20 protein-coding genes are annotated in these 22,435 nt (G+C 73.0%); 11 read left to right on the top strand and 9 right to left on the bottom strand.

Annotation, left to right across the window (positions count from 1 at the left end; translation table 11 throughout):
- Nucleotides 1-79: 79 nt before the first annotated feature.
- A complete protein-coding gene (locus tag ETD96_RS10385) occupies nt 80-2,206 on the top strand; it encodes a hypothetical protein (protein WP_138636103.1) in 2,127 nt (708 codons plus the stop codon).
- On the opposite strand, the gene ETD96_RS10380 is transcribed toward ETD96_RS10385, so the two are convergent.
- Nucleotides 2,203-2,715, bottom strand: coding sequence for an HXXEE domain-containing protein (locus tag ETD96_RS10380; RefSeq protein WP_138636102.1), 513 nt, complete (start codon nt 2,713-2,715; stop codon nt 2,203-2,205). The two genes, ETD96_RS10385 and ETD96_RS10380, sit on opposite strands and share 4 nt — an antisense overlap.
- Before the next feature lie 25 nt (nt 2,716-2,740).
- Entirely contained in the window at nt 2,741-3,277 is a 537-nt protein-coding gene (locus ETD96_RS10375; protein ID WP_171068959.1) for a hypothetical protein, read from the bottom strand.
- 204 nt (nt 3,278-3,481) lie between these two features.
- Here ETD96_RS10375 and ETD96_RS10370 point away from each other — a divergent pair, with 204 nt between their 5' ends.
- Genes ETD96_RS10370 through ETD96_RS10365 form a run of 3 tightly spaced genes read left to right on the top strand, consistent with a single transcriptional unit; the run spans nt 3,482 to nt 4,834 of the window.
- The gene (locus ETD96_RS10370; RefSeq protein WP_240807476.1) at nt 3,482-4,063 is read left to right on the top strand and encodes an SDR family NAD(P)-dependent oxidoreductase; all 582 of its coding nucleotides are present in this window, start codon (nt 3,482-3,484) and stop codon (nt 4,061-4,063) included.
- Nucleotides 4,012-4,251 carry a Rossmann-fold NAD(P)-binding domain-containing protein gene (locus ETD96_RS46570; RefSeq protein ID WP_240807461.1) on the top strand — a complete coding sequence of 80 codons (240 nt, stop codon included), beginning with the start codon at nt 4,012-4,014 and terminating at the stop codon, nt 4,249-4,251. Before ETD96_RS10370 ends, ETD96_RS46570 begins: the two co-directional genes overlap by 52 nt.
- Nucleotides 4,241-4,834, top strand: a complete 594-nt coding sequence (locus ETD96_RS10365) for a TetR/AcrR family transcriptional regulator (RefSeq protein ID WP_138636100.1) — start codon at nt 4,241-4,243, stop codon at nt 4,832-4,834. Before ETD96_RS46570 ends, ETD96_RS10365 begins: the two co-directional genes overlap by 11 nt.
- A gap of 4 nt (nt 4,835-4,838) precedes the next feature.
- On the opposite strand, the gene ETD96_RS10360 is transcribed toward ETD96_RS10365, so the two are convergent.
- The 5 genes from ETD96_RS10360 to ETD96_RS10340 all read right to left on the bottom strand — a co-directional run bounded on the left by ETD96_RS10360 (nt 4,839) and on the right by ETD96_RS10340 (nt 11,019).
- Nucleotides 4,839-5,651: a formylglycine-generating enzyme family protein gene (locus ETD96_RS10360; RefSeq protein WP_138636099.1), complete on the bottom strand. Its 813-nt coding sequence runs from the start codon at nt 5,649-5,651 to the stop codon at nt 4,839-4,841.
- 13 nt (nt 5,652-5,664) lie between these two features.
- A complete protein-coding gene (locus tag ETD96_RS10355; protein WP_478209487.1) occupies nt 5,665-7,416 on the bottom strand; it encodes a sulfatase family protein in 1,752 nt (583 codons plus the stop codon).
- A 28-nt stretch (nt 7,417-7,444) separates the two neighbouring features.
- Nucleotides 7,445-8,686 carry an MFS transporter gene (locus ETD96_RS10350; RefSeq protein WP_171068958.1) on the bottom strand — a complete coding sequence of 414 codons (1,242 nt, stop codon included), beginning with the start codon at nt 8,684-8,686 and terminating at the stop codon, nt 7,445-7,447.
- Nucleotides 8,683-10,314 (bottom strand): amidohydrolase family protein, encoded by a 1,632-nt coding sequence (locus ETD96_RS10345; RefSeq protein WP_138636096.1) that lies wholly within the window; start codon nt 10,312-10,314, stop codon nt 8,683-8,685. The genes ETD96_RS10350 and ETD96_RS10345 overlap by 4 nt, the downstream gene beginning before the upstream one ends.
- Nucleotides 10,315-10,395: 81 nt before the next feature.
- Nucleotides 10,396-11,019 (bottom strand): TetR/AcrR family transcriptional regulator, encoded by a 624-nt coding sequence (locus ETD96_RS10340; RefSeq protein WP_171068957.1) that lies wholly within the window; start codon nt 11,017-11,019, stop codon nt 10,396-10,398.
- A gap of 81 nt (nt 11,020-11,100) precedes the next feature.
- Here ETD96_RS10340 and ETD96_RS10335 point away from each other — a divergent pair, with 81 nt between their 5' ends.
- Nucleotides 11,101-12,477 (top strand): GH1 family beta-glucosidase, encoded by a 1,377-nt coding sequence (locus tag ETD96_RS10335; protein WP_420884745.1) that lies wholly within the window; start codon nt 11,101-11,103, stop codon nt 12,475-12,477.
- 49 nt (nt 12,478-12,526) lie between these two features.
- Nucleotides 12,527-14,098, top strand: coding sequence for a FadD3 family acyl-CoA ligase (locus ETD96_RS10330; RefSeq protein ID WP_138636093.1), 1,572 nt, complete (start codon nt 12,527-12,529; stop codon nt 14,096-14,098).
- On the opposite strand, the gene ETD96_RS10325 is transcribed toward ETD96_RS10330, so the two are convergent.
- The gene (locus tag ETD96_RS10325; protein WP_138636092.1) at nt 14,082-14,981 is read right to left on the bottom strand and encodes an acyl-CoA dehydrogenase family protein; all 900 of its coding nucleotides are present in this window, start codon (nt 14,979-14,981) and stop codon (nt 14,082-14,084) included. The genes ETD96_RS10330 and ETD96_RS10325 overlap by 17 nt on opposite strands.
- A gap of 307 nt (nt 14,982-15,288) precedes the next feature.
- Nucleotides 15,289-16,419 (bottom strand): acyl-CoA dehydrogenase family protein, encoded by a 1,131-nt coding sequence (locus tag ETD96_RS10320; protein ID WP_138636091.1) that lies wholly within the window; start codon nt 16,417-16,419, stop codon nt 15,289-15,291.
- A 229-nt stretch (nt 16,420-16,648) separates the two neighbouring features.
- On the opposite strand from ETD96_RS10320, the gene ETD96_RS10315 reads away from it, so the two are divergent.
- The 5 genes from ETD96_RS10315 to ETD96_RS10295 form a co-directional block, all read left to right on the top strand.
- On the top strand, nt 16,649-18,268 hold the full coding sequence (locus tag ETD96_RS10315; RefSeq protein WP_138636090.1) for a carboxylesterase/lipase family protein: 1,620 nt from the start codon (nt 16,649-16,651) through the stop codon (nt 18,266-18,268).
- A gap of 94 nt (nt 18,269-18,362) precedes the next feature.
- Nucleotides 18,363-18,806, top strand: a complete 444-nt coding sequence (locus ETD96_RS10310; RefSeq protein ID WP_240807460.1) for a LytR/AlgR family response regulator transcription factor — start codon at nt 18,363-18,365, stop codon at nt 18,804-18,806.
- A 12-nt stretch (nt 18,807-18,818) separates the two neighbouring features.
- Entirely contained in the window at nt 18,819-20,444 is a 1,626-nt protein-coding gene (locus tag ETD96_RS10305) for an outer membrane protein assembly factor BamB family protein (RefSeq protein ID WP_138636088.1), read from the top strand.
- 135 nt (nt 20,445-20,579) lie between these two features.
- Nucleotides 20,580-22,070: a Rossmann-fold NAD(P)-binding domain-containing protein gene (locus ETD96_RS45775; RefSeq protein ID WP_205719196.1), complete on the top strand. Its 1,491-nt coding sequence runs from the start codon at nt 20,580-20,582 to the stop codon at nt 22,068-22,070.
- 85 nt (nt 22,071-22,155) lie between these two features.
- The coding region (locus ETD96_RS10295; protein WP_338072542.1) for an MFS transporter at nt 22,156-22,435 on the top strand (280 nt) is incomplete at its 3' end.

Below are 22,435 nucleotides of genomic sequence, written 5' to 3'. Positions count from 1 at the left end.
GGCCGCAGAGGACAATGGTGACCGCTGCGAGTTCGTTGACAGATATTTTCGTTGCCCGGAACGGCGGACAGGGAGTGCGATGACGGCGGGCGGGCTTGAGGGGGTAGACGACGTCGGCTGGGCCTCGCTCCGGCACGCTTATGGGGCGGCGGAGGACTTCCCCCAGACGCTGCGGGACGCGGTCGGCGACGACGACGAGCGGGCCGGGGACGCGACCGAGCACCTGTTCGGCAGTGTCTACCACCAGGGCACGTTGTACACGGCGACGCCGTGGGCTGTGCCGTTCGTCGCGCGCCTCGCCGCCGATCCCGGGACGCGCAGGCGCGACGTGCTGGTGTCGCTGCTCGGTGCGATCGCCGCCGCCGATGACGCGACCCCGGAGGTCCTCGCGGACGTCCGCGCCGCCCTGGCCCGTGAGGCTCCGCTGATGGTCGCGCTGCTGGACGACCCGGACACCGACATCCGGGACTACACCACCTACCTGCTCGGCCACCTCCCGGACTCGTGCGCCGCCGAGGTGCTGCCCGCGCTCCGGGCCCGGCGCAAGAAGGAGCGGTCGCCGCTCGTGCTGGCGGGCCTGCTCGCCGCCGCCGGCCGCCTCGACCCGCGGGGCAGCGCGGCGTGGCTGGCCGAAGAGGTCGCGGGACGGTCCGCCGCCGTCCGCGCCGGAGCGCTGTGGGCGATCGCCGCCAACGGCCTCCCCTGGACGGACGCCGCCTCGGAGGCGGCCGCCCGGTGCTGGCTGGAGGGCGAGCCGCTGAAGGGCTGGATCTGGGCGGACGACCCGTTCGACGACATCGCCGGCCGGATCGACGGCCCGTCGTTCGCCGCACTGGCCCGCACCCTGCTCGACCAGGGGCCCGCCGACTCCGCGCGGACGGCCGTCGACGCCGCCTACCAGCGCTGCGTGCGGTCGCGCTCGGCCCGTGCCGAGGCGGCGCCGGTGCTGGCGGCGGGCCTCCGGCACTCCGACCTCGGCGTCCGCGTCGCCGCCGCGACCGCGATCCGCGACGTGCGCGAGGCCGCCGTGGAGACCGCCGACGCCCTGGCCGCCCTCGCCGCCGAGCCGCCCGCGGACGCCGACTCCCTCGAAGCGCGGGTTTTCGACGCGGCCTTGGAGACGCTGATCGGGCTGGGTGACACTCGCTGGCGCGAGCCGTTCATCGCCGCGCTCGGCGCGGGCGCGGCGACGGCCGACGCCGTCAGCCTGCTGATCGACACCGGCGTGCCCGCCGACGCGGAACTGCTCGCGGCCGTGCGGCGGCGGCTGGCGGCGATCCCTCTCGGAGGGCCCGCGGAGTCCGGCGGCTACGACGCCCACCTCGCGAGGATGCGTCACCACAACGAGGTGAACGGCCTGACCCGGCTGCTGCACCGCTGGGGCCCCGGCGCGGCGGAGGCGGTGCCCGAACTCCTCCGGCTCGTCCCGCACGACAACTGGTGGACGGCCCGCGCGCTGGCCGCGATCGGTCCCGCGGCCTCGGCGGCGGTGCCCGCGCTGACCTCGACCCGCGACGACCCGGAGGCCTCCTGGCGGCAGCGCCTCGACGGCGCGCGGGCCCTCGCCGCGATCACCGGCGACACCGCCCAGCTGACCGCCTGCATCGCCGAAGCCGCGACGGCCGACCCCGTGCTGGCGGCACAGACGGCCGTCGACCACGAGTTGCCCCTCGACGACTTCCTGCCCGTCTTGCGCGCCCTTGCCGACGCGGGCACGGGAGACGACCCGTCCGCCATCAAGTCCCGGCTGGAGGCGGCGGGGTTGCTGCTGCGCACCGGCGACAAGGCCACGGCGATCCAGGCCGCCGCCGACGCGATCGACAGGGGCCGCCACACCGCGGACGCGATGGACCTCGCCGGCCTGGTCGGGCCGGACGCCGCGCCGCTCCTCCCGCGCCTGCGGAAGCTCCTCGGCGACCGGCATTCCGCCACCGCCGCCGCGCTGGCGATCCGCCGCATCACCGGCGACTCCGCCCCGCTTCTGGACGCCGTCCGCCGCAACCTTCCCTACCTGGGTGCCGGTCCCTGGCTCGACGCTCTGCTGCGCGAACTCGGCACGGACGCCGCCCCGCTCGTCCCTGACCTGCGCGAACTGGTCGACGGCGACGCCGCGATCCCGGGCGTCGGCGTCTACGGCCGGCAGGTCCGCCAGGACGAGGAGGAACGCCGCGAACTCCTCGCGATCCTGCCCGGCCTCACGCCTTAGCGCCGTCCGGTGAGCCGCCGGGCGGCCAGGTGCGCTCCGGCGACACCGGCGGCGGCGAACGCCAGGCCCAGCGCCGCGTCCCGTGTCCGTGCGGGGCGCAGCACGCCCTGGCGCCGCAGCCGAGCGCGGGCCCACACCGTGTACGGGACGACCACCAGGGCCGAGGTGACCGAGCCGGGCGTGTACTGCCGCAGCGCGGCGGCCTGCCCGAGATGGACCAGGCCGTGCAGCCCGAACCCGGCGAGCGCGGTCTGGTAGGTGGCGGACCGTCCGCCGGTGCGCTGCCCGTCGACCGCGGCCCCCGCGACGAGCGCCCCCATCAGGGTCACGGCGACGGCGAACTCGCGCTCGTCCACGGCTTCCATCCACCGCCACACGGCGGCGGGCGCCTGCGGGAACCGCTCGCGCAGTTCGGGCAGGTGCGCCCGGATCCAGCGCGGCCCGGCCGCGACCTCCTCGGCGTCGTGCACCGCCCACGCGACAAGCAGCCCGATTCCGGCATCTCGCATCACACGGCCAGTCTGGCAGGGGTGATCACGCGGAGCGGCGGCGGAGGCGGCCCCAGGGCTTGGCGACGGCGAGGACGGTGGCGAACGTCAGGGTCGTGAGGGAGACCGCCGGCGGGAAGAACAGGTTTGAGATGAAGGCCGGTTCGGGAGCGTCGGCGCTGAAGGTGCGGCCGTACTCGTCCACCTCGGCCATGCCCGGCTGGAGGGCCACCAGGATCAACGTGCAAAGGATCAGGTTGAGGACGAGCTTGACCGCCACCCACCAGTAGCGCAGCAGCCCCCAGCGGGTGCCGAGGCCCAGGATCACGCCGGTGACCAGGCAGATGAGCGCGGACGTCAGCATCGGCCACACGACGAACGTCGCGAGCGCCCGGTAGGCGAGGCCGCGGACGTCGTCGCTGCCGCCGAACCGGCCGGTCAGGACGAGGACGGCCACGATGACGTCGATCCCGATCCACGCCCCGGCGGACATGATGTGGACGATCAGCGTCGTCTTGCGCCAGCGCCTGCCGAGGGGGAAGCGGGCCTCCCGCCGCGCGCGGGTGCGTTCCTGTATCGCCATGTCCACGGTCCTTTCTGTGCGGTCTGCCATGACGATGCCGGTCGGGTCCGGGGGGTGTCGTCACGTGCGCGGCGGCTTCGCGCGTACGACGGGCGGCGCAGCGGGGGACGCGGGCGGTACCACCGGCGAGGTAATTGGAGACTCTCTCTAGAGAAGGTCTCTGGAAATCGTTAGGGTGCCCGGTATGAGCCAAGGGTGCCGGGTGTGAGCGGGGCGTTGCGGGTCGCCGTCACCGGCGGGAACCGGGGTGTGGGACGCGCGGTGGCGGGCGAGGCCGCCCGGCGGGGGCACCGGGTGGTGATCGTGGCGCGGCGGCCGGATGCGGGGGCGGCCGCCGCGCGCGAGATCGGCGCGGAGCTGGTCGTGGGCGACCTGTCGTCCGTGCAGGCTGTGCGGGAATTGGCCGGAGAGCTGTCCGAGGTCGATGTGCTCGTCCACAACGCGGGCGTCTGGCCCAGCCGCCGGGTCCTCACCGAGGACGGGTTCGAGCAGGCGTTCTTCACCAACCATCTCGCGCCGTTCCTGCTGAACCGGCTGCTGGAGGAGCGGCTGCGGCGGGTGGTGCAGGTCAGCGCGGGCCTGTACGTCACCGGACGGGTGGATCCGGACCGGACGCCGACCGGGGACGACTTCCATGCCGTCCACACGTACGCCAACACGAAGCTGGCGAACCTGATGATGGTCCCGCTGTTCGCCGAGCGGTGGAAGGACGCCGGGGTGACGATCGACGCGGAGTGCTCCGCACGGACCTCGGCGCCCGGACGGGCCTCTTCGGCGCCCTGCTGAAGGCGGTCAAGTGGACGCTGAAGCCCGCGTCGAAGAGCGGGCCGCCCGTCGCGGACCTGATCACCGCGGACGGGACGGGCCGCTACTTCCACGTGAAGAAGGAGACGCCGTTGAAGCCGAAGGCGCTCGACGCCTCACTGGCGGCACGGCTCTGGGGCGACGCCGAGAAAGTGCTCGATGTCGCCTAAGCACCAGGGCACGGACGAGACCGTCGCGCGGATCCTGACCGAGGCGCTCCGGGTGCACGCCGAACGCGGGCACGGGGGCTTCACGATGAAGGCCGTCATCGCGGCCACCGGGATGAGCAGCGGCAGCCTCTACCACCATTTCGGATCGTTCGACGGCCTGGCCGCCGCCCTCTACGCGCGCTGCATGGCCGACCTGCTCGACACGCTGTTGGACGCGCTGGAGGGAATCACCGACGCACAAGAGGGCGTCGAGGCGGCGACAAGGGCCTACCTGAGTTTCACGCGCGAGCGCAGCGACGCGGCTCGGTTCATCCACTCCTCGGCCTATGCGGCCTTCCTGCCGGAGCACGCGGCCGTCATCGCAGAACTGAAGACGCCGCGCATCGCGAAGCTCGTCGCGTGGATGGTGCCGCATGTGGCGGGCGGCCGGGTCGCGCGGCTGTCACCGGTGATGATGGAGATGCTCCTCATCGGGCCGGTCGCCGAGACGGCACGGCGCTGGCTGTCAGATCCGAGCGCCGTGGACCTGGACGAGGCCGCCGCCGTCCTACCGCCCCGCATCTGGGCCTCCCTCCAACCCTGATCACCTAATCGGCGGCGTAGCGGAAGCCGGTGTTGCCCGAGGAGCTGTCGGGGGAGTTGGCGGTGCGGGCGGCGACGCGGTAGCGGTTGCAGTAGGACGCGTGGCACAGGTAGGAGCCGCCGCGCAGTGCCCTGCCGTCGCCCCAGGCGTCGGCGCACCATTCCCAGACGTTTCCGGCCATGTTGTGCAGGCCGTAGCCGTTGGGCGGGAAGGCGGTGACCGGGGCCGTGCCCTTGTAGCCGTCCTCGGCCGTGTTGCGGGTGGGGAAATGGCCCTGCCAGATGTTGCACATGTGCTCGCCGTCCGGGGTGAGGTCGTCGCCCCACGGGTAGCGCTTCCCGGCCAGGCCGCCGCGTGCCGCGTACTCCCATTCGGTCTCCGTGGGGAGCCGGACGCCCGCCCAGCGGCAGAACGCGGCGGCGTCGTTCCAGGAGACGTGGACGACGGGATGGTCCGCCCGCCCGTCGAGGGTGGAGCCCGGCCCTTCGGGGTGCCGCCAGTCCGCGCCGCGCACGGCGCACCACCAGGGGGCCCGGCCGGCTCTGGGGGAGATGCGGCGGAGCCGGCCCGGCAGGAACCCGGCGAAGACGTGCGACCACCCGAACCGCTCGGCGTCGGTGCGGTGGCCGGTCGCGTCGGCGAACGCGGCGAACGCCTCGTTGGTGACGGTGTACGGGGAGATCGCGAACGGGGCCACGGCGACCTCGCGGACCGGGCCCTCGCCGTCGCCGGGGTTGGCGTCCGGGTCGTCGCCGCCCATCAGGAACGTCCCGCCGGGAAGGCGTTTCAGCGCGGTCGCAGGCTTCAGCGCGGTCACAGCTTCAGCGCGGTCACAGGGCCGCCAGGTCGCCGGCGATCGCGTGCAGGGTCTCGCGGTCGATGACGCCGACCGCCAGGCCCGCGATCTCCAGCAGGGAGAACGGCATCGCCTCGGGCAGCAGCGGGCTGTCCATGAGCGCGCCGAGGTGCTTGCGGAGCACCGCCTCGGCGGCCGGTTCGGCGACCAGCAGCCGGGTCGGCGTCGTCACCGACAGGCGGGACGCGGGGAACTCGGCGGCGGTCAGCGGCGGACGCTCCGACGTCACGACCTGCTCCCACTGNCGCCGGACGAGCAGGTGCGCGGACGCCACCGGGCCGTCCGCCGGCAGGCCGAGCCGCTCGTACTGCTCCGGCGGCGCGTCGTTCGCGCGCATCAAGTCGACCATCAACCCGGCCATGCGCAGTTCCAGGTCGTCGTCGATGAGCGGTGACAGCTGCTCGGGGTCGGCTTCCAGGTCGTAGAGGAGCGTGCCGAACGCGTGCGGGTCGGTGTAGGAGAAGCCGGGGAGGCGCAGCGGCGCCACGCCCTTCGTGAAGGAGAAGGGGGACGCCATGGTCGCGTCCCGGAGCGTCTCCACCGGCATGCGGCCGCGCATGTGCGTGGGCATGAGCGTGTACTCGGCGAGCGGCCGGTTGCCCGGTTCCGCGCACGCGCGCATGTACACGTGGCGGCCGTCGGTGACGCCGACGTGGCCGCCGAAGCAGCCGAACAGGCCCGCCTCCCGGACGGGGGAGTCGCGGGCGACGGTCTCCCGCAGCGGGACGCCCAGCATGTCGGGCGTGCGGTCGACGCCGAAGAACTCCAGCAGCGTCGGCCCGAAGTCGATGGTCTGGACGAGGCTCGACCGCCGTTCGCCCGCGACCCGGCTGCGCGGGTCCCAGATGAACAGCGGGGTGTGGATCGTCTCGTCCCAGAACGGCGGCGCGTTCTTCCCCCACCAGTCGTGCTCGCCGAGCAGCAGGCCGTGGTCGGTGCAGACGATCAGGAGGGTGTCGTCCCACAGGGACAGCTCGTCCATCAGGTCGAGGACGCGTCCGAGCGACCGGTCGCACATCGACAGCAGCGCCAGGTACTGGTTCCGCAGGTGCTCGACCTGCTCGGGCGTCTCCGTCACGCGCCGGTAGTCGGGCCAGTCGAAATGCGGGCCGTCGTAGTCGTCCGGATAGAGCTTCTTGTAGTGGTCGTAACTGAAGAAGGGCTCGTGCGGGTCGAATGTCTCGATCTGGAGGAACCAGTTGTCCTCGGCATGGTTGGTCTTGATGAAGTGGACGCCCGCGTCGAACGTGCCCGTCTGCGGATGGTCGGCCTCGTCCTTCATGTAGAGGCGGTTCACCCAGTCCTGGCGGCGCAGCGGGTTCGCCGTGTGCGGGACGGAGTCGGGCACGTCGGGGTCGGCGACGTGCCCCTTCCATTCGTCGCCCTCCTGCCCCCGGAAGAACTCGAAGGTGCTGTAGCGCGGGTGGTAGGTCGCGCCGCCGTCCAGCCAGTAGTGCTGGTGGTCGGTGGCGAGGTGGGTGTAGACGCCGTTCTCCTTCAGCATCTCCGGGACGGAGTCGTCGAACGGCTCCAGCGGCCCCCAGCCCCGGTGCAGGAAGTTGTGGCGGCCCGTGTGCATCTCGCGCCGCGCCGGCATGCACGGCATGCTCCCGCCGTAGCAGTTGTCGAACGTCGCGGTCCGCTCCGAGAGCCGCGCGAAGTTCGGGGCGTGCACGTCCGACGCCCCGTACGGCGGCAGGAAGCGCCGGTTGAGGGTGTCGAACATGACCATGACCGCTTTCATGAGGCACCTTTCAACGGACGCTCCTGATCCGGTACACGGAGGCGGACCCCAGCAGCATGATCACGGCGGACACCGCGTACAGCACGCGGTAGCCGCCCACGAACGTGAGCACGAACCAGGCGACGCCGAACGCCAGCGGGACGTTCTGCGCCGCGTTGACGACGCCGAGGTCGCGGGCGCGGCTGCGCTGGTCGGGGAGCACGTCCGTGACGAGCGCCTGGTCGACCGACAGGAACGCGCCGTAGCCCGCCCCGAGCAGCACCGCCCCCGCCATGGCGGACGGCCACGCCGGCGCGACCGCGAGCAGCGCCGCCGCGCCGGCCTGGAGCGCGCCGGCGACCGCGATGAGGTCGCGGCGGCGGCCGAGCGCGTCCGACGCCCTCCCGCCGAGCCAGCCGGTCGCCGCGCAGCACACCAGGTAGATCAGCGTGAGGATCAGCAGGGACCCGTCGGGGTCGGTCCGGTGCAGGACGTCGGTGAGGAAGTACAGCAGGTACGTCGTCCCGGCCAGGTTCCCGGCGTTGATCAGCACGCGGGACAGCAGCGCCCAGTAGTAGTCCGGGTGGCGGCGCGGATGCGGGAACGGGACCCGCTCGCCCGCGCCCGGCATCTCGTGCGCGTTCCGAGCGGCCGGGCGGGCACCCGGCCGGCCGAGGAAGAACGGCAGCGCCGACACCGCCGCCAGCACCGCGATCAGTGCCCACATCCCGGGGACGGACGTGACGACCATCGTCACCAGCACCATCCCGACGACGAGCGCGACGACCTGCGGGACGCCCATCGCGGCGGACGCCGCGCCCCGCTGATGGTGCGGCACCCGGTCGGCGATCACGGCGCTGAGCGCGGCGAGCACGGCCGCCGCGCCCATCGACACGACGACCATCAGGGCCGCCACGACCGGCCAGCTCGTCTGCGTCCCGATCAGCGCGTACGGGACGGCCGCGACCGCGAACCCGCCGAGCGCCCAGACGCGGCGGCGGCCGAAGCGGGTCCGGGTGCGGTCGCAGGCCATCCCGGCGAGCGGCACGCACAGCACCACCACGACGGAGTTCTGGATCAGCAGGTAGGACAGCACGTCCACCTTGTCCTCCGCCGCGATGCGGCCGATGAGGTGCGGGGTCATGAACTGCGGCGGCAGCAGGATCACCAGCCAGTACCCGAACCACGCGGCGGCGTAGCCGAGCAGCCAGCTCCGCCCGACCTCCGCGGTGCCGCGCTCGCCGGGGCGGCGGGCGGCCGTCAGTTCGCTCACGCGCCTCCCGTCCAGGTCTCGGCGCGGCGCCACATCTCCAGGTACGCCTCGGCGCCGCGGGCCATGTCGTCGACGAGCGCCTGCCCGCCGTAGGCGCGCATGTCGGCGATCCAGTCGGCGACGAGCCCGTAGTTGGCGACGCCGTCGGTGTTCAGGTCCCAGGTGCGCAGGCCGGTGCGGAGCCGGTCGAGCTTCACCGCCGGGTCGATCGGCGAGGTGAACGGGTAGCGCAGCGGGTTCTCCTTCGCGTCCGCGCGCGGCGACGGCAGCGGGCCCATGCCGTTGGCGTCGAGCCCGTACCCGTAGCCGAAGGTGAAGCGCGGGTCGGCGGCGCTCTTGTTGCGCCGCCACTCCGCCGCGAAACGGTCGGCGGAGCTCCCGTAGCCGGTGATCATCCCGCCGAGGCGGTAGACGCGCCGCATGTAGGTGTCGTCGGTCCAGCTGTGGGACGAGACGACGCCCGAGTACCCGGCGTCCTCCAGCAGGCTCAGGGTCTGGTCGGCGGCCTTCACGCTCATGTGGTCGATCTCGACGAGCATGTGCCGCTTCATCAGGCCCTTCACCATGTAGGCGCCGAGGTCGGTGAGGCCGAGCAGGTTGCAGTGCGGCGCGTCGGGATACAGCGGCAGCGTGATCCCGGCCTGCCCGAGCAGCCGCAGGAGTTCGGCGACCTGCCCGTTGACGGCGCCGGCCGGGGCGATGGTGTTGTCGTGGGCGGCGCCGGTGCACGTCTCGGCCTGCCAGAACCGCCCGGTGCCGAGGAAGTTGCCCGCGTTGATGACGGCGCCCGTCGTGCCGCCGTCGAACCGCACCCCGCACAGGGCGTTGTCGAACTTGTGGCACAGGAACATCGAGGACACGCCGAGTTCCTTCATCTCGTCCAGGCCCCGGTCGATGTCGGCGCGCGTGCACTGCGGGACGCCGCCGATCACGCGGCAGCCGAACGGCTCGGACGTCTCGATGCCGAGGACGACGGCGAGCTTGCCCTGCCCGATGACCTGGCGGGCCTCGCCGGCGTCGCGCACGATGCGGAACCAGCCCTTGCCGGGACCGCCGCTGAGCCCGTCGATGTAGGACTGCATCTCCCGCATCCGCCGCGCTTCGAGCCGGATGACCGCCATCTCGTCGCACGCGTTGCGCTTCAGCGGATAGATCTCGCAGAGCTGCCGGTTGGCGACGAGCTGGTTGACCAGGACGCGCTGCCCGGCGCGCCAGGACCGTTCCAGCCAGGCGTAGTAGACCTGCTGGTGGGTGCGGGAGTCCCAGGCGGGCCAGTCCTTGAACGTGGGCCAGCCGGTGGGGTCGTGGGTGCCGAACGGGGTGCCGTGCCGGGTGAAGTTCTCGAACCAGGCGAACGCGCCGTTCCCGGCGTGGTCGGGGCAGTCGCGCAGCGCCGCCTGGATGCCGTCCGGGTCGAACGGCTTGCCGCACAGCAGCTGCCCGCCGAACGCCTCGTACGACATGAGGTGGCTGTGGGCGTCGATGTAGCCGCGCACCTCACCGCCATCGGCGGACAGGGACGCGGCACGGGCGGGCGGCGCGGTCGCGAGGCCGGAGGCCAGCGCGGCGAGCAGGGCGAGGACGAGCGGGATGCAGGCGGTACGTCGGAGGGAGCGTCGGAACGGCATGGGGCACCTCGACCGGGGTGGGGGCCACGGATCTGAGGTGAGTGATATCACCGATCGGAGAAAAAGTGAACAAGGCTCATGTTATGGATCTGGGACGGGATCCGCCGCGAGGTCGGTGAAGTACGCCCGCAGCAGCCGGGCGCCGAGCGCGACCACGGCCGGGTCGCCGTCCTCCGCCGACTGGTAGGCGAGCCGGAGCAGGCCGTCCGACGCCGTGATGGCCACCAGCAGGACGCGCTCGTGGTCGGCCAGCGGCGGCAGGCCCGCCTTCTGCGTGCCCAGCTCGTACATGCGCGCCGCCATCTCGGTGTCGATCCGGCGGACGAGGCCCTGGTCGATGGCGCCGGTGTCGCGGAAGTCGGCGATGAAGAAGCCCGGCACGGTGCGGCGCAGCGCGAGGCTCTCGTCGTAGACGAGCACGGCCGCGTCCGCCCACGTCCGCACCGGCTCGGAGGTGAGCCGCTCGTGCACCCGCCCGATCAGGATCGCCAGGTTCCGCATGGCCAGCTCGTACAGCAGCCCGGACTTGCCGTCGAAGAACTGGTACAGCGTGCCGATCGGGACGCCCGCCCGGCGGGCGACGTCCCTGGTGGTCAGCGCGTCGTGCCCGGCCTCGGCGAGCAGCTCCGCGCAGGCGTCGAGCAGCCGCTCGAACCGCTCCACGCTGCGGCGCTGCGTCGGCCTGCGGCGCACCCCGTCCGTCATCGCCCCTCCCCGCTCCGGCCGAACATGACACATGTTCATGTTTTAATGTGACGTCCACTCATGTTAGGAGAGGAGACGCGCGTGCTTCCCCGCTTTCCCGAGGGCTTCCTGTGGGGTACGGCCACGGCGGCGTACCAGATCGAAGGCGCCGTGAAGGAGGACGGCCGCGGCCCCAGCATCTGGGACTCCTTCTGCGCCCGGCCCGGTCGCGTCAAGAACGGCGACACCGGCGACATCGCGTGCGACCACTACCACCGCTGGCCGGAGGACGTCGCGCTGATGGCCGGCCTCGGCGTGAACGCCTACCGGTTCTCGGCGGCGTGGCCGCGCGTCCAGCCCGACGGGCGCGGCCCCGCGAACCCCAAGGGCCTCGACTTCTACGACCGGCTCGTGGACGCCCTCGCCGAACGCGGCATCCTGCCCGCGCTCACCCTCTACCACTGGGACCTGCCCCAGGCGCTCCAGGACGCCGGAGGCTGGATGAACCGCGACATCGCGCACCGGTTCGCCGAGTACGCGGGCCTCGTCGCCGACCGGCTCGGCGACCGCGTCGGCGTCTGGATCACGCTGAACGAGCCGTTCGTCCACATGACCGAGGGCTACGGCGTCGGGACCCACGCGCCCGGCGAAGCGCTCCTCCTGGACGCCCTTCCCGCCGCCCACCACCTGCTCCTCGCCCACGCCCTCGCCGTCCCCGCACTGCGCGAGCGGACGTCCGGCCAGGTCGCGCTCACCAACAACTACAGCCCGGTGTGGGCCGCGAGCGACGCGCCCGCCGACCGGGCCGCCGCGGCCGCGTTCGACGCGCTCCAGAACCGCCTGTTCACCGACCCTCTTCTTCTCGGCCGCTACCCGGACCTGAGCGCGTACGGCGTGGCCGACCTCCCGTTCGTCCGGGACGGCGACCTCGCCGCGATCGCCGCGCCGCTCGACCTGCTCGGCGTCAACTACTACAGCCCGACGAAGGTCGCCGCGCCGCACGGGCACGCACCCGCCTCCGGCGGCGCGTCCGTCCTGCGCGAGGTCGAGCGCCATCTCGACGGCGCGGGCCTGCCCTTCGAGGACGTGCCGATCGACGGCCACCCGGTCACGGCGTTCGGCTGGCCCGTCGTCCCGGACGGCCTGCACGAGCTGCTGACCGGCCTCCGCGACGCCTACCGGGACGCGCTGCCGCCGATCCTGATCACCGAGAACGGCTGCTCCGCGCCCGACGAGCCCGGCCGCCCCGACCGGGACCGGATCGACTACCTGGACGGCCACCTCCGGTCACTGCACCGCGCCATCGGCGACGGCGTGGACGTCCGCGGCTACTTCGTCTGGTCGCTGCTCGACAACTTCGAGTGGGCGGAGGGCTTCGACCAGCGCTTCGGCCTCGTCCACGTCGACTACGCCACCCAGCGCCGCACGCCGAAGGCGTCTTACCACTGGCTGCGCGAGGAGTTGGCCCGGTACCGGTGAGCGGGACGCCCTGGCCTGATCGCGCGCGCCGCGCCCATCATGGACGGTTATGAGCGAGCTGACGATTCCGGGTCTGCTGGAGCGGGCCGCGCAGGACTCTCCGGACGCCGAGGCGGTCGTGGACGGCGACGTCCGGGTGACCTACGCGGAGCTGCGCGAGCGGGTGCGGGAGGCGACGGCCGCGTTCATCGGCGCCGGCGTCGGTCCGGGCGACCGCATCGCGATCTGGGCGCCGAACGGGCTGCGCTGGATCGTCACCGTGCTCGGCGCCATGGGCGCGGGCGCGACGCTCGTCCCGCTGAACACCCGGTACAAGGGCGACGAGGCCCGGTGGCCGCTCACCAAGGCCGAGGTCAAGATGCTCTTCGTGGAGGACGGGTTCCTCGGCATCGACTACCCCGGCATGCTCGGCCTGGACGAGTCGGGCGCCGTCCCCGGGCTGCCCGACCTCCAGCGCATCGTCACGTTCAACGGGCCCGCGCGGCCGGGCGTCGCCGCCTGGGACCAGTTCACCGCCGGGGCCGTGCCCGCGGCGGAGGCCGACGCGCGGACGGCGGCCGTCCGGCCGGACGACGTCGCCGACATCCTGTTCACGTCCGGGACGACCGGCCGGGCCAAGGGCGTCGTGGTCACCCACGAGCAGAACGTCCGCACCTACGCGGCGTGGACGAGCCGGACCGGCCTGAAGGCCGGCGACCGGTACCTCATCGTCAACCCGATGTTCCACACGTTCGGCTACAAGGCGGGCGTGCTGGCGTGCGTGATGAAGGGCGCCGCGATGGTGCTCCAGCGCACCTTCGACGTCCCGGAGACGCTGCGGCTGATCGAGCAGGAGAAGATCACCGTGCTGCCGGGCCCGCCGACCATCTACACCTCGCTGCTGGACGCGCCCGGCCGCGAGGAGCGCGACCTCTCGTCGCTCAGGCTGGCCGTGACGGGCGCTGGGGACGTGCCCGTCGCGCTGGTGCGGCGCATCAAGGAAGAGCTGTTCCCGCAGGTCGTGACCGCGTACGGGCTGACCGAGTCGTCCGGCACCGTGACGGCCTGCTCGGTGGACGACGATGACGAGACGATCGCGACGACGTCCGGCCGGGCCATCGACGACGTCGAAGTCAAGATCGTCGACGAGAAGGGCGAGCCGGTCCCGGCGGGCACCGACGGGGAGATCCTCGTCCGCGGCTACAACGTCATGAAGGGCTACCTCGGCGACCCGGAGGCGACGGCCGAGACCGTCCGCGACGGCTGGCTCGACACCGGCGACCGGGGCCGCCTCGACGAGCGCGGCAACCTCGCCATCACCGGGCGGAGCAAGGAGATGTTCGTCGTCGGCGGGTTCAACGTGTACCCGGCCGAGGTCGAGGACGCCCTCGCCCGCCACGACGCCGTCGCCGAGTCGGGCGTCATCGGCGTCCCCGACCAGCGGATGGGCGAGGTCGCCCGCGCCTACGTCCGGCTCCGCCCCGGCCGGGCCGCCACGGCGGACGAGCTGATCGCGCACTGCCGGGAGCGGCTCGCGAACTTCAAGGTCCCCCGGGAGGTCGTCTTTGTGGACGACCTCCCGAAGACCGCGTCCGGCAAGGTCCGCCGCGTGGAACTCAAGGACTTCAAAGAGCAGCCATGACGCGGGCCCTGTGCTCGGCCACCGAGCCCCAGGCCGAGTACAGCGCGCGCGCCTTGCGGATCCACAGCGACGGGTCGTACTCGTCGGTGTAGCCGATCGCGCCGTGCACCTGTAGGGCCGTCTTGGCCAGGCTGTAGGACGCCTCCGAAGCGGCGACCTTCGCGGCCGAGACGTCCCGGGCGAAGTCCGGCGTCCCGTACGACAGCGCCGCCCCGTACACGAGCGGGCGGGCGAACTCCAGCTCGACCATCGCGGTCGCCAGGTGGTGCTTGATCGCCTGGTACTCGCCGATCGGGCGCCCGAACTGCTGCCGCGTCTTGGCGTACTCCACGGACACGTCCAGCAGCGCCTGGCCGAGCCCGATCTGCTGCGCCGCGCACAGCAGCACGCCGAAGTCGGTGAAACCACCGCCGCCCTCGACGCGGAACAGGCGCCGCGCCGGGTCGAGCGAGGCGAGCGCCTCACCGGCCTTGCGCTCCACCTTGTCCGGGGTCAGGACGAGGTCGGCGACGTCGGCGTCCAGCGCGTGCGGGACGGCCAGCGTCACGACCGCCTCGCCCTCCGCGATCCGCGGCAGCCACGGCGACTCGCCCAGCAGCTCCGCCGCCGCGAGCGTCTCCACGTACGGGCCCGGCGCGGCGGCGCGCCCCAGCTCCTCGGCCGCGACGACCAGCTCCACCGGCAGCCGCCCGGCGCCGCCGAACTCCTCCGGCACCGCGACCGCGAACACCCCGGCCTCCGCGACCGACGTCCACAGCGCCCGGCCCGGCCCGGAGTCCCCGGCCGCCCACGCGCGCGCGGTCTTCGCGGTGCCCGCGTCGGCGAGCAGCCGCCGCAGCGTCTCACCGAACATCCGCTGCTCGGCGTCCAGAACGAACTTCATCGGACCCTGCCTTCCTGGGGGGCGCCCCCCGGACCCCCGGGGCGGGGCCCCGACGATCCTCGCTTCGCCGCGGTCATCGGGCTCTGCCTCCCTGGGGGGCGACCCCCAGACCCCCGGAGTCGGGATCCCGACGATCCTCGCTTCGCTGCGGTCATCGGACCCTGCCTTCCTGGGGGGCGCCCCCCGGACCCCCGGAGTCGGGATCCCGACGATCCTCGCTTCGCTGCGGTCATCGGGCTCTGCCTCCCTGGGGGGCGACCCCCAGACCCCCGGAGTCGGGATCCCGACGATCCTCGCTTCGCTGCGGTCATCGGGCTCCCCTCGGCAGGCCGAGCAGCCGCTCGGCGATCACGTTGCGCTGGATCTCGTTGGTGCCCGCGTAGATCGGGCCGGCGAGCGAGAACACGTAGTTCTCCAGCCACTCCGACTCGATCTCGCCGTCCGGGCCGAGCAGGTCGAGCGCCGTCTCGTGCAGCGCCACGTCCAGCTCCGACCAGAAGACCTTGTTCAGGCTGGACTCGGCGCCGACGTCGTCGCTGCGCGAGATCGTCTCGAAGCCCTTGAGCCGGTAGGCCCGCGACCTGATCCAGGCGTCCGCGACGCGGTCGCGCAGCGCGGTGTCGGACGGGTCGGCGCGCTCCTTCCACAGCTCGACGAGCCGCTCGGTCGCCGCCGTGAACCGGCCGGGGCTGCGCAGCGTCAGGCCGCGCTCGTTCCCGGCCGTCGCCATCGCGACCCGCCAGCCGTCGCCCGGCGCGCCGATGACGTCCTCGTCGGGGACGAACACCTTGTCGAGGAACAGCTCGGCGAACGCGGGCTTGCCGTCCAGCCGCCCGATCGGGCGCACGGTCACGCCCTCGGCGTCCAGCGGGAACATCACGTACGTGAGGCCCTTGTGCCGGGACGACTCCGGGTCCGACCGGAACAGCCCGAAGCCCTTGTCGGCGAACGCGGCGCGGGAGCTCCACGTCTTCTGCCCGTCCAGCAGCCAGCCGCCGTCGGTGCGCGTCGCCGTGGCGCGCAGCGCCGCGAGGTCGCTGCCCGCGCCCGGCTCCGACCACGCCTGCGCCCAGATCACCTCGCCGGCCGCCATCGGCGGCAGGATCCGCGCGAGCTGCTCCGGCGTGCCGTGCTTGAGCAGCGTCGGCGCCAGCAGGTTGATCCCGTTCTGGCTGACCCGGCCGGGCGCGCCCGCCGCGTAGTACTCCTCCTCGAAGATCAGCCACTGCAGGACCGACACGCCCCGGCCGCCGTACTCCGCCGGCCACGACACCACCCCGAGGCGCGCCGCGCCGAGCGTCCGCTCCCACTCCCGGTGGGCCGCGAACCCCTCCTCGGTCTCCAGCGAGGGCAGCGGCTCGGCCGGGACGTGCGCGCGCAGCCACTCCCGCACCTCGGCGCGGAACGCCTCGTCCGCCGTCCCGAACTCAAGATCCATGAGCACCCTTCTTTCTAACAACTGTTTGGTAGAGTAACCGACCTTCACGGGCGGGCGCCCGCCCTCCCGTCCAGTGAGATCCCCGGCGACCGCTCGGCGGCGATATCAGGCCGTTCGGCGCGAGACCGCCGCCGCTGTCCGCATACGCTCGCGATCTTCCTGTCACGGGTCTTTCGCACCGTCCTACGTTCAAGCCGTACATCGGGACGAGGCGGTGAGGAGGGGCGGTATGCGGCGGAGGAGAGGGTTCTTCGCGGTCGCGCCGGCGGGCGCGGCGGCGCTCGCGCTGGCGGTGCCGATCGGGGTGTCGGCGCCGTTACCGGCCGCGGCGCGCGGCGCGAAGGCGCCGGCCTGCGCGGACGGGACGACCGTCCAGACCGACGGGGGAGCGGTGTGCGGCACCGCGGGCGACGGCGTCCGGGCCTGGCGGGGCATCCCGTACGCGGCGGCGCCCCTCGGCGACCTGCGGTGGGCGCCGCCGGCGCCGCACGCCGGCTGGACGTCCACGCTGCGGGCCACCGAGCCGGGCAGCCCGTGCCCGCAGCCGCCCGGCCTCGGCCCCGGATCGGCCGACGAGGACTGCCTGAAGCTCGACGTCGTCGCGCCCGGGAAGCCCGGCGGGAAGCCGCTGCCGGTGATGGTGGAGCTGCACGGCGGCGGGTTCCGGCTCGGGGCGCCGTCCGACGGGACGCACCTGGTCAAGGAGGGCGGCGTCATCAACGTCGGCGTCCACTACCGGCTCGGCATCTTCGGGTTCATGGCGCATGAGGGGCTCGGCGCGCACTCCGGCAACTACGCGCTGCGCGACCAGCAGGCGGCGCTGCGCTGGGTGCGGCGCAACATCGCGCGCTTCGGCGGCGACCCGGGCAACGTCACGATCTACGGTGCGTCCGCCGGCGGGTCGAGCGTGTGCGCGAACACCGCGTCCCCGGCGGCGAAGGGCCTGTTCCAGAAGGGCATCGCGCAGAGCGGCGAGTACAACTCGCTGCGGGGCGTCGACGTCCAGTGGCAGGCGCAGGACTGCAAGGCCGTCCTGCCGAGCGAGCGCGAGGCGCAGCGGGCGGGGGCCCGGTTCGCGGACGCGCTGGGCTGCTCCGACATCGCCTGCCTGCGCGCGCTGCCCGTGGCGAAGCTGCTGGAGCAGGCCGGGGAGGGCATCGGCGCCGACGTCGGTACGCAGGGCCCCGTCGTGGACGGCGAGATCCTCCCGATGTCGCCCGGCCAAGCCCTCGCCGAAGGAAAGGTCAACGACGTCACGCTGATGCACGGCGTCGACCGGGACGAGGTGCAGCTGCCCTCGGCCGAGACACCGGCGCAGTACCGGGAGTTCGTGCGGCGGCAGTACGGGCCGCTGGCCGACCGGGTCTTCGAGCTGTATCCGCTGGAGCGGTTCCCGGAGCCGTCGGCGTTCATCGCCTACCGGACGATCGTCGCCGACTCCAACTCCGTGTGCCCGGCGCTCCTCAACGACGAGCGGCTGGCCCGGCACATCACGGTGTTCGCCTACCAGACCGACAACCCGGACGCGCCGCCGATGTTCTTCCTCGACCCGACGAAGCCGAACGGGTCGTACCACGTCAGCGAGACCCCGTTCCTGGCGCCGATGCCCGGCGGAGCGGAGCTGACCCCGAACCAGGAGGCGTTCGGCCGGCAGCTGACCGCGCAGTGGACGGGCTTCGCCCGCACCGGGAACCCGACCGTGGACGGCACGCCGTACTGGCCGCGGTTCACCCGCCGCGACCCGGCCGTGCTGTCGCTCATCCCGGCGGGGGACAGCCAGGTCACGCACGAGATAGCACAGCAGCACCACTGCCGCTTCTGGAACCGGTACACCCCGTTCGCGCACTGAGCGCTTTGTCGTGGAATGCCACAGTTTGTGCCAGACATGCCAGATGCCCCACCCCACCCTTGATCGCCATCGGCCCCGCGGATTCCATGAGCCCATGCGAACCGCAGTGCCTCTGCGAACCACCGTGGTCGTGCTGGTCGTGCCGCCGGACGGCGCCGACGAGGTGATCCCGGTCGGGGTGGGGCGGACCGTCCGGTTCGTCCGGCGGTCGGACGTCCGGTACGCCGAGGCCAACGGCGACTACGCGCGCCTCCACACCGGCACGGGCAGCCACCTGGTCCGGGTGCCGCTGGCCGCGCTGGAGGAGGCGTGGCGGGACGCCGGGTTCGTCCGCATCCACCGGTCGCACCTGGTCTCGCTGGCCCACGTCGAGGAACTGGTCATCGAGTCGGGCCGGTGCACGCTCCGGGTCGGCGGCGCCCGGCTGGCCGTCAGCCGCCGCAACACCGGCGCGCTCCGCGACCGGCTGCTGCGCGGCGCCCTGCCCGGCGCCGACCGGCACCGGTCCGCCGGGCGCCGCGGCGCCCCGACCCCCTGAGGGAGATCGATCATGCGTCCCACGAGAAGGGCTCGTCCGACGAGAAGGGCGGCGGCCGTGCTCGCCGCCGCCTGCCTGGCCCTGGCCGGGGCGGCGGCGCCGTCCGCGTCCGCGCCGCCCGCGTCCGCGCCGCCCGCGTCCGCCCATCCGCGGTCCGGCGACTGGCCGTCCTGGCAGAAGGACCTGCGCGGCACCCGCTTCAACCCGGCGGAACGCGGGATCACGCCCGCGAACGTCGGCGGCCTCAAGCTCAAATGGGCGTTCGGGTTCCCGGCGCGGGCCGGCGCCCCGCACAGCCAGCCCGCCGTCGTCGGGCGCACCATCTACTTCGGCGGCCCCGACGGCCGCTTCCGCGCGCGCGACGCCAGGACGGGCGCGGCCAAGTGGGAGTTCGACCTCAGCACGGTCGGGACGGGCTTCGCCCAAGTGCGGGACGGTGCCGCCGTATCGCGCGGCAAGGTGTACTTCGGCGACACCCGCGGCTACATGTACGCGCTGAACCAGTACACGGGGAAACTGCTCTGGGCCACCCGGCTCGACACCACCGTCAGCGCCATCGTGACGAGTTCGCCCATCGTCTACCAGGGCCGCGTCTACGTCGGTGTGTCCAGCGGTGAGAACCTCCTGGGCAAGGACCACGCCTGCTGCACGTTCCGGGGCCACGTCGACGCACTGGACGCCGATACAGGCGAACTCGACTGGCGCTACTACACCGTCCCCGAGCCGAAGCAGGACGGCACCTGGCCCAACGGGGTGCCGCGCTATGCGCCGTCCGGTGGCGGCGTGTGGATCACCCCCGCCATCGACCCGGCGACCCGCACCCTCTACGTCGGCACCGGGCAGAACTACACCGGCAGCGGAGGCCACTTCGACTCCGTCCTCGCCCTGGACACCCGCACCGGCCGCGCACGCTGGACGCGCAAGATGACCGACGTCGACACCTGGCGCCAGGAGTGCAGCAGCCCGACCCCGGAAGACCACCAGTACTGCCCCAACCTGCCCGACGGGACCGCCCTCGACTTCGACCTCGGCGCCGCGCCCAACATTTTCACCGCCGGCGGGCGCCGCCTCATCGGCATCGGCCAGAAGGTCGGCGTCTACCACGTCCTGGACGCCCGCACCGGCCAGATCGTGTGGCAGCGGCAGCTCTCCACGCCCATGCCGGGCGGCGGCCTCAGCGGCATCCAGTGGGGTTCGTCCTACGACGGGCACCGCCTCTACATCGCGACCTACATGGCGAACCCCGGCACCCTCTACGCGCTCGACCCCGCCAACGGCCACGTCATCTGGAAGACGCCGAACCCGTCCGACGGATGCACGACCGGCGGCGCGTCCCAGTACCCGGGCGTCTGCCGGCTCGGCCATCCGCCCGCCGTCACCACCACCCCCGGCCTGGTCTGGGAGGGCAGCATGGACGGCAAGACGCGCGCCTACTCGTCCCGCACCGGCGAGGTGCTCTGGAGCTTCGACACCATCGCCGACTTCCCGACCGTGGACGGCGGCACCGGACGCGGCGGCTCCCTCGCCGGCGGAGGCGGCGCGGTCGTCGCGCACGGCATGGTCTACGTCCTGACCGGCGACATGTTCACCCCGTACCCCAACGACAAGGGCTCGGTCCTACTGGCCTTCGGCCACTAGGGAACGCCTGCGGCCGAGGTCTGCCGGTGATCTTACGATTTCCGCCGTTCCGCCGGGGCTGATCCCTGTTGGAAGCGCCGCCGCCAGGGTTAGGATCGGCGCTCTAGAATCGCGTTCGGAACCTTCGGAGGGTCCATGGCGAGGATCGTCGAGCACGGCACCTGGAACCTGACGCCCGCGGACGAGGGACTGCACGAGCCCGGCCCCGAACTGCTCTGGAACGAGTCCTACTACTTCGACTTCGCCGCCCCGGACGGCTCCGTCGCCGGCTACGTCCGGCTCGGCCTCTACCCGAACTGGGACCGCGCCTGGTACTGGGCCGCGCTGGTGCGCCCCGGCCACCCGCTGCTCCTCATCGCCGACAACAACGCGCCGCTGCCCAAGCCCGGAACGGCCGACGTCCACGCCGACGCCTACACCGCGACCCAGCAGATCCCCGACCCCTTCGGCCCGGCCCGGATCACGCTGCAGGGCACCGCGTCCGTCCACCCCGACCCGTTCGGCCCCGCCACCGGCACCGCCGGGCTCTCCTTCGACCTGCGCTGGGACACCGTCAGCGGCGTCTACCCCTACAAGGACATCCCGCGCTACGAGATCCCGTGCACCGTCTCCGGCCTGGTCAGCGTGGCCGGCGAGAAGATCGCCGTGGACGCGCCCGGGGAGCGCGACCACAGCTGGGGCGAGCGCGACTGGTGGAACGTCTCCTGGCTCTGGACGTCCGGCCGCCTCTCCGACGGCATGTTCGTCCACGGCATGCAGGCCAACGTCGGCCTCCCGCTCCCGTGGCCGTGCTTCGCCGTCCCGCCGGGCGGCGACATCGAGCACCGCGCCGGCTTCTCCGCCGAGACGTCTTTCGCCGACGGCCTGCCCGCCCGCGGCGCGCTCGGCACCCGCCTGAAGAAGGCCGTGACCGACGGAGAGATCGACCTGATCCGCGGCTTCACCATCACCCGCTTCACCACCGGCGACGGAGCCGTCCAGGTCACCGGCACCACCCCGGACGGGGACCACGTGATCACGACCGACACCGTGGTCGCCGCCACCGGGTTCCGTCCCGACCTGGACATCCTCCGCGAAGTCCGGCTCGACCTGGACCCCGGCACCCAGGCCCCGGCCAAACTCGCCCCGCTCATCGACCCCAACTTCCACTCCTGCGGGACCGTCCCGCCGCACGGCGAACGCGACCTCGCCCACCCCGAACCCGGGTTCTACCTGGCCGGGATGAAAAGCTACGGACGCGCCCCCACCTTCCTCATGGCCACCGGATACGAGCAGGTCCGCTCCATCGCCGCCGCGCTCGCCGGGGACCGGGAGGCGGCCGACACCGTCCATCTCGACCTGCCCGAGACCGGCGTCTGCTCCACCAGCCTGGTCACCGAAGACGAGCTACCGGGCTCCCCCGCACAGGACGGCGGATGCGGGACGTCCTGCTCCACGTCACCGGCACCCGAACCCGCGACACGAACCGAATCCGCAGCCGTGTCCGCGGCCGGTGGCGGCTCGTGCTGCGGCGGCGGATCGGCGTCCGAGCCGATCAGCATCGGGGTCGGCGCACCCGCCGGGCTGGGCTTCTCCACCGGGATCGAGCACGGCTACTCGGGCGAGGCCGAACGCGCCGATGACTGACGCGGCCGAACCAGCCGCCCGAGACCGGGCACCGGCGGCTCCGGCCGCCGGAGCCCGGTCGGCGCGTGGCCACGCCCGGCGCGCGGTGAACAGCCCGCTGGCCGCGCTGTGCGTCACCGAGATCACCAGCTGGGGCGTGCTGTACTACGCCTTTCCCGTGCTGGCTCCCGCCATCACCCGCGACACCGGCTGGTCCACCGGCGCCATCACCGCCGCGTTCTCCGCCGCGCTGATCGTGGCCGCGCTGGGCGGGATCCCGCTCGGCCGCGCCCTGGACCGCCGAGGGCCACGCGCCTTGATGACCGGCGGATCGGCGCTGGCGGTGCTGTCGGTGCTGGGGCTGGCGGCGGCGCCGAACCTGTGGT

The organism is Actinomadura geliboluensis, assembly GCF_005889745.1.
GTDB classification, from domain to species: Bacteria; Actinomycetota; Actinomycetes; order Streptosporangiales; family Streptosporangiaceae; genus Spirillospora; species Spirillospora geliboluensis.
Note: the sequence above shows the minus strand (reverse complement) of the source record. Positions and strands in the feature narration are given on the sequence as shown.

Excerpts from the sequence above, each read along its gene's own strand:
- ETD96_RS10385 (WP_138636103.1), top strand. The coding sequence starts at position 80 with ATGACGGCGGGCGGGCTTGAGGGGGTAGACGACGTCGGCTGGGCCTCG.
- ETD96_RS10380 (WP_138636102.1), bottom strand. The coding sequence starts at position 2,715 with ATGCGAGATGCCGGAATCGGGCTGCTTGTCGCGTGGGCGGTGCACGAC.
- ETD96_RS10375 (WP_171068959.1), bottom strand. The coding sequence starts at position 3,277 with ATGGCGATACAGGAACGCACCCGCGCGCGGCGGGAGGCCCGCTTCCCC.
- ETD96_RS10365 (WP_138636100.1), top strand. The coding sequence starts at position 4,241 with ATGTCGCCTAAGCACCAGGGCACGGACGAGACCGTCGCGCGGATCCTG.
- ETD96_RS10345 (WP_138636096.1), bottom strand. The coding sequence starts at position 10,314 with ATGCCGTTCCGACGCTCCCTCCGACGTACCGCCTGCATCCCGCTCGTC.
- ETD96_RS10340 (WP_171068957.1), bottom strand. The coding sequence starts at position 11,019 with ATGACGGACGGGGTGCGCCGCAGGCCGACGCAGCGCCGCAGCGTGGAG.
- ETD96_RS10330 (WP_138636093.1), top strand. The coding sequence starts at position 12,527 with ATGAGCGAGCTGACGATTCCGGGTCTGCTGGAGCGGGCCGCGCAGGAC.
- ETD96_RS10325 (WP_138636092.1), bottom strand. The coding sequence starts at position 14,981 with ATGAAGTTCGTTCTGGACGCCGAGCAGCGGATGTTCGGTGAGACGCTG.
- ETD96_RS10320 (WP_138636091.1), bottom strand. The coding sequence starts at position 16,419 with ATGGATCTTGAGTTCGGGACGGCGGACGAGGCGTTCCGCGCCGAGGTG.
- ETD96_RS10315 (WP_138636090.1), top strand. The coding sequence starts at position 16,649 with ATGCGGCGGAGGAGAGGGTTCTTCGCGGTCGCGCCGGCGGGCGCGGCG.
- ETD96_RS10310 (WP_240807460.1), top strand. The coding sequence starts at position 18,363 with ATGCGAACCGCAGTGCCTCTGCGAACCACCGTGGTCGTGCTGGTCGTG.
- ETD96_RS10305 (WP_138636088.1), top strand. The coding sequence starts at position 18,819 with ATGCGTCCCACGAGAAGGGCTCGTCCGACGAGAAGGGCGGCGGCCGTG.
- ETD96_RS45775 (WP_205719196.1), top strand. The coding sequence starts at position 20,580 with ATGGCGAGGATCGTCGAGCACGGCACCTGGAACCTGACGCCCGCGGAC.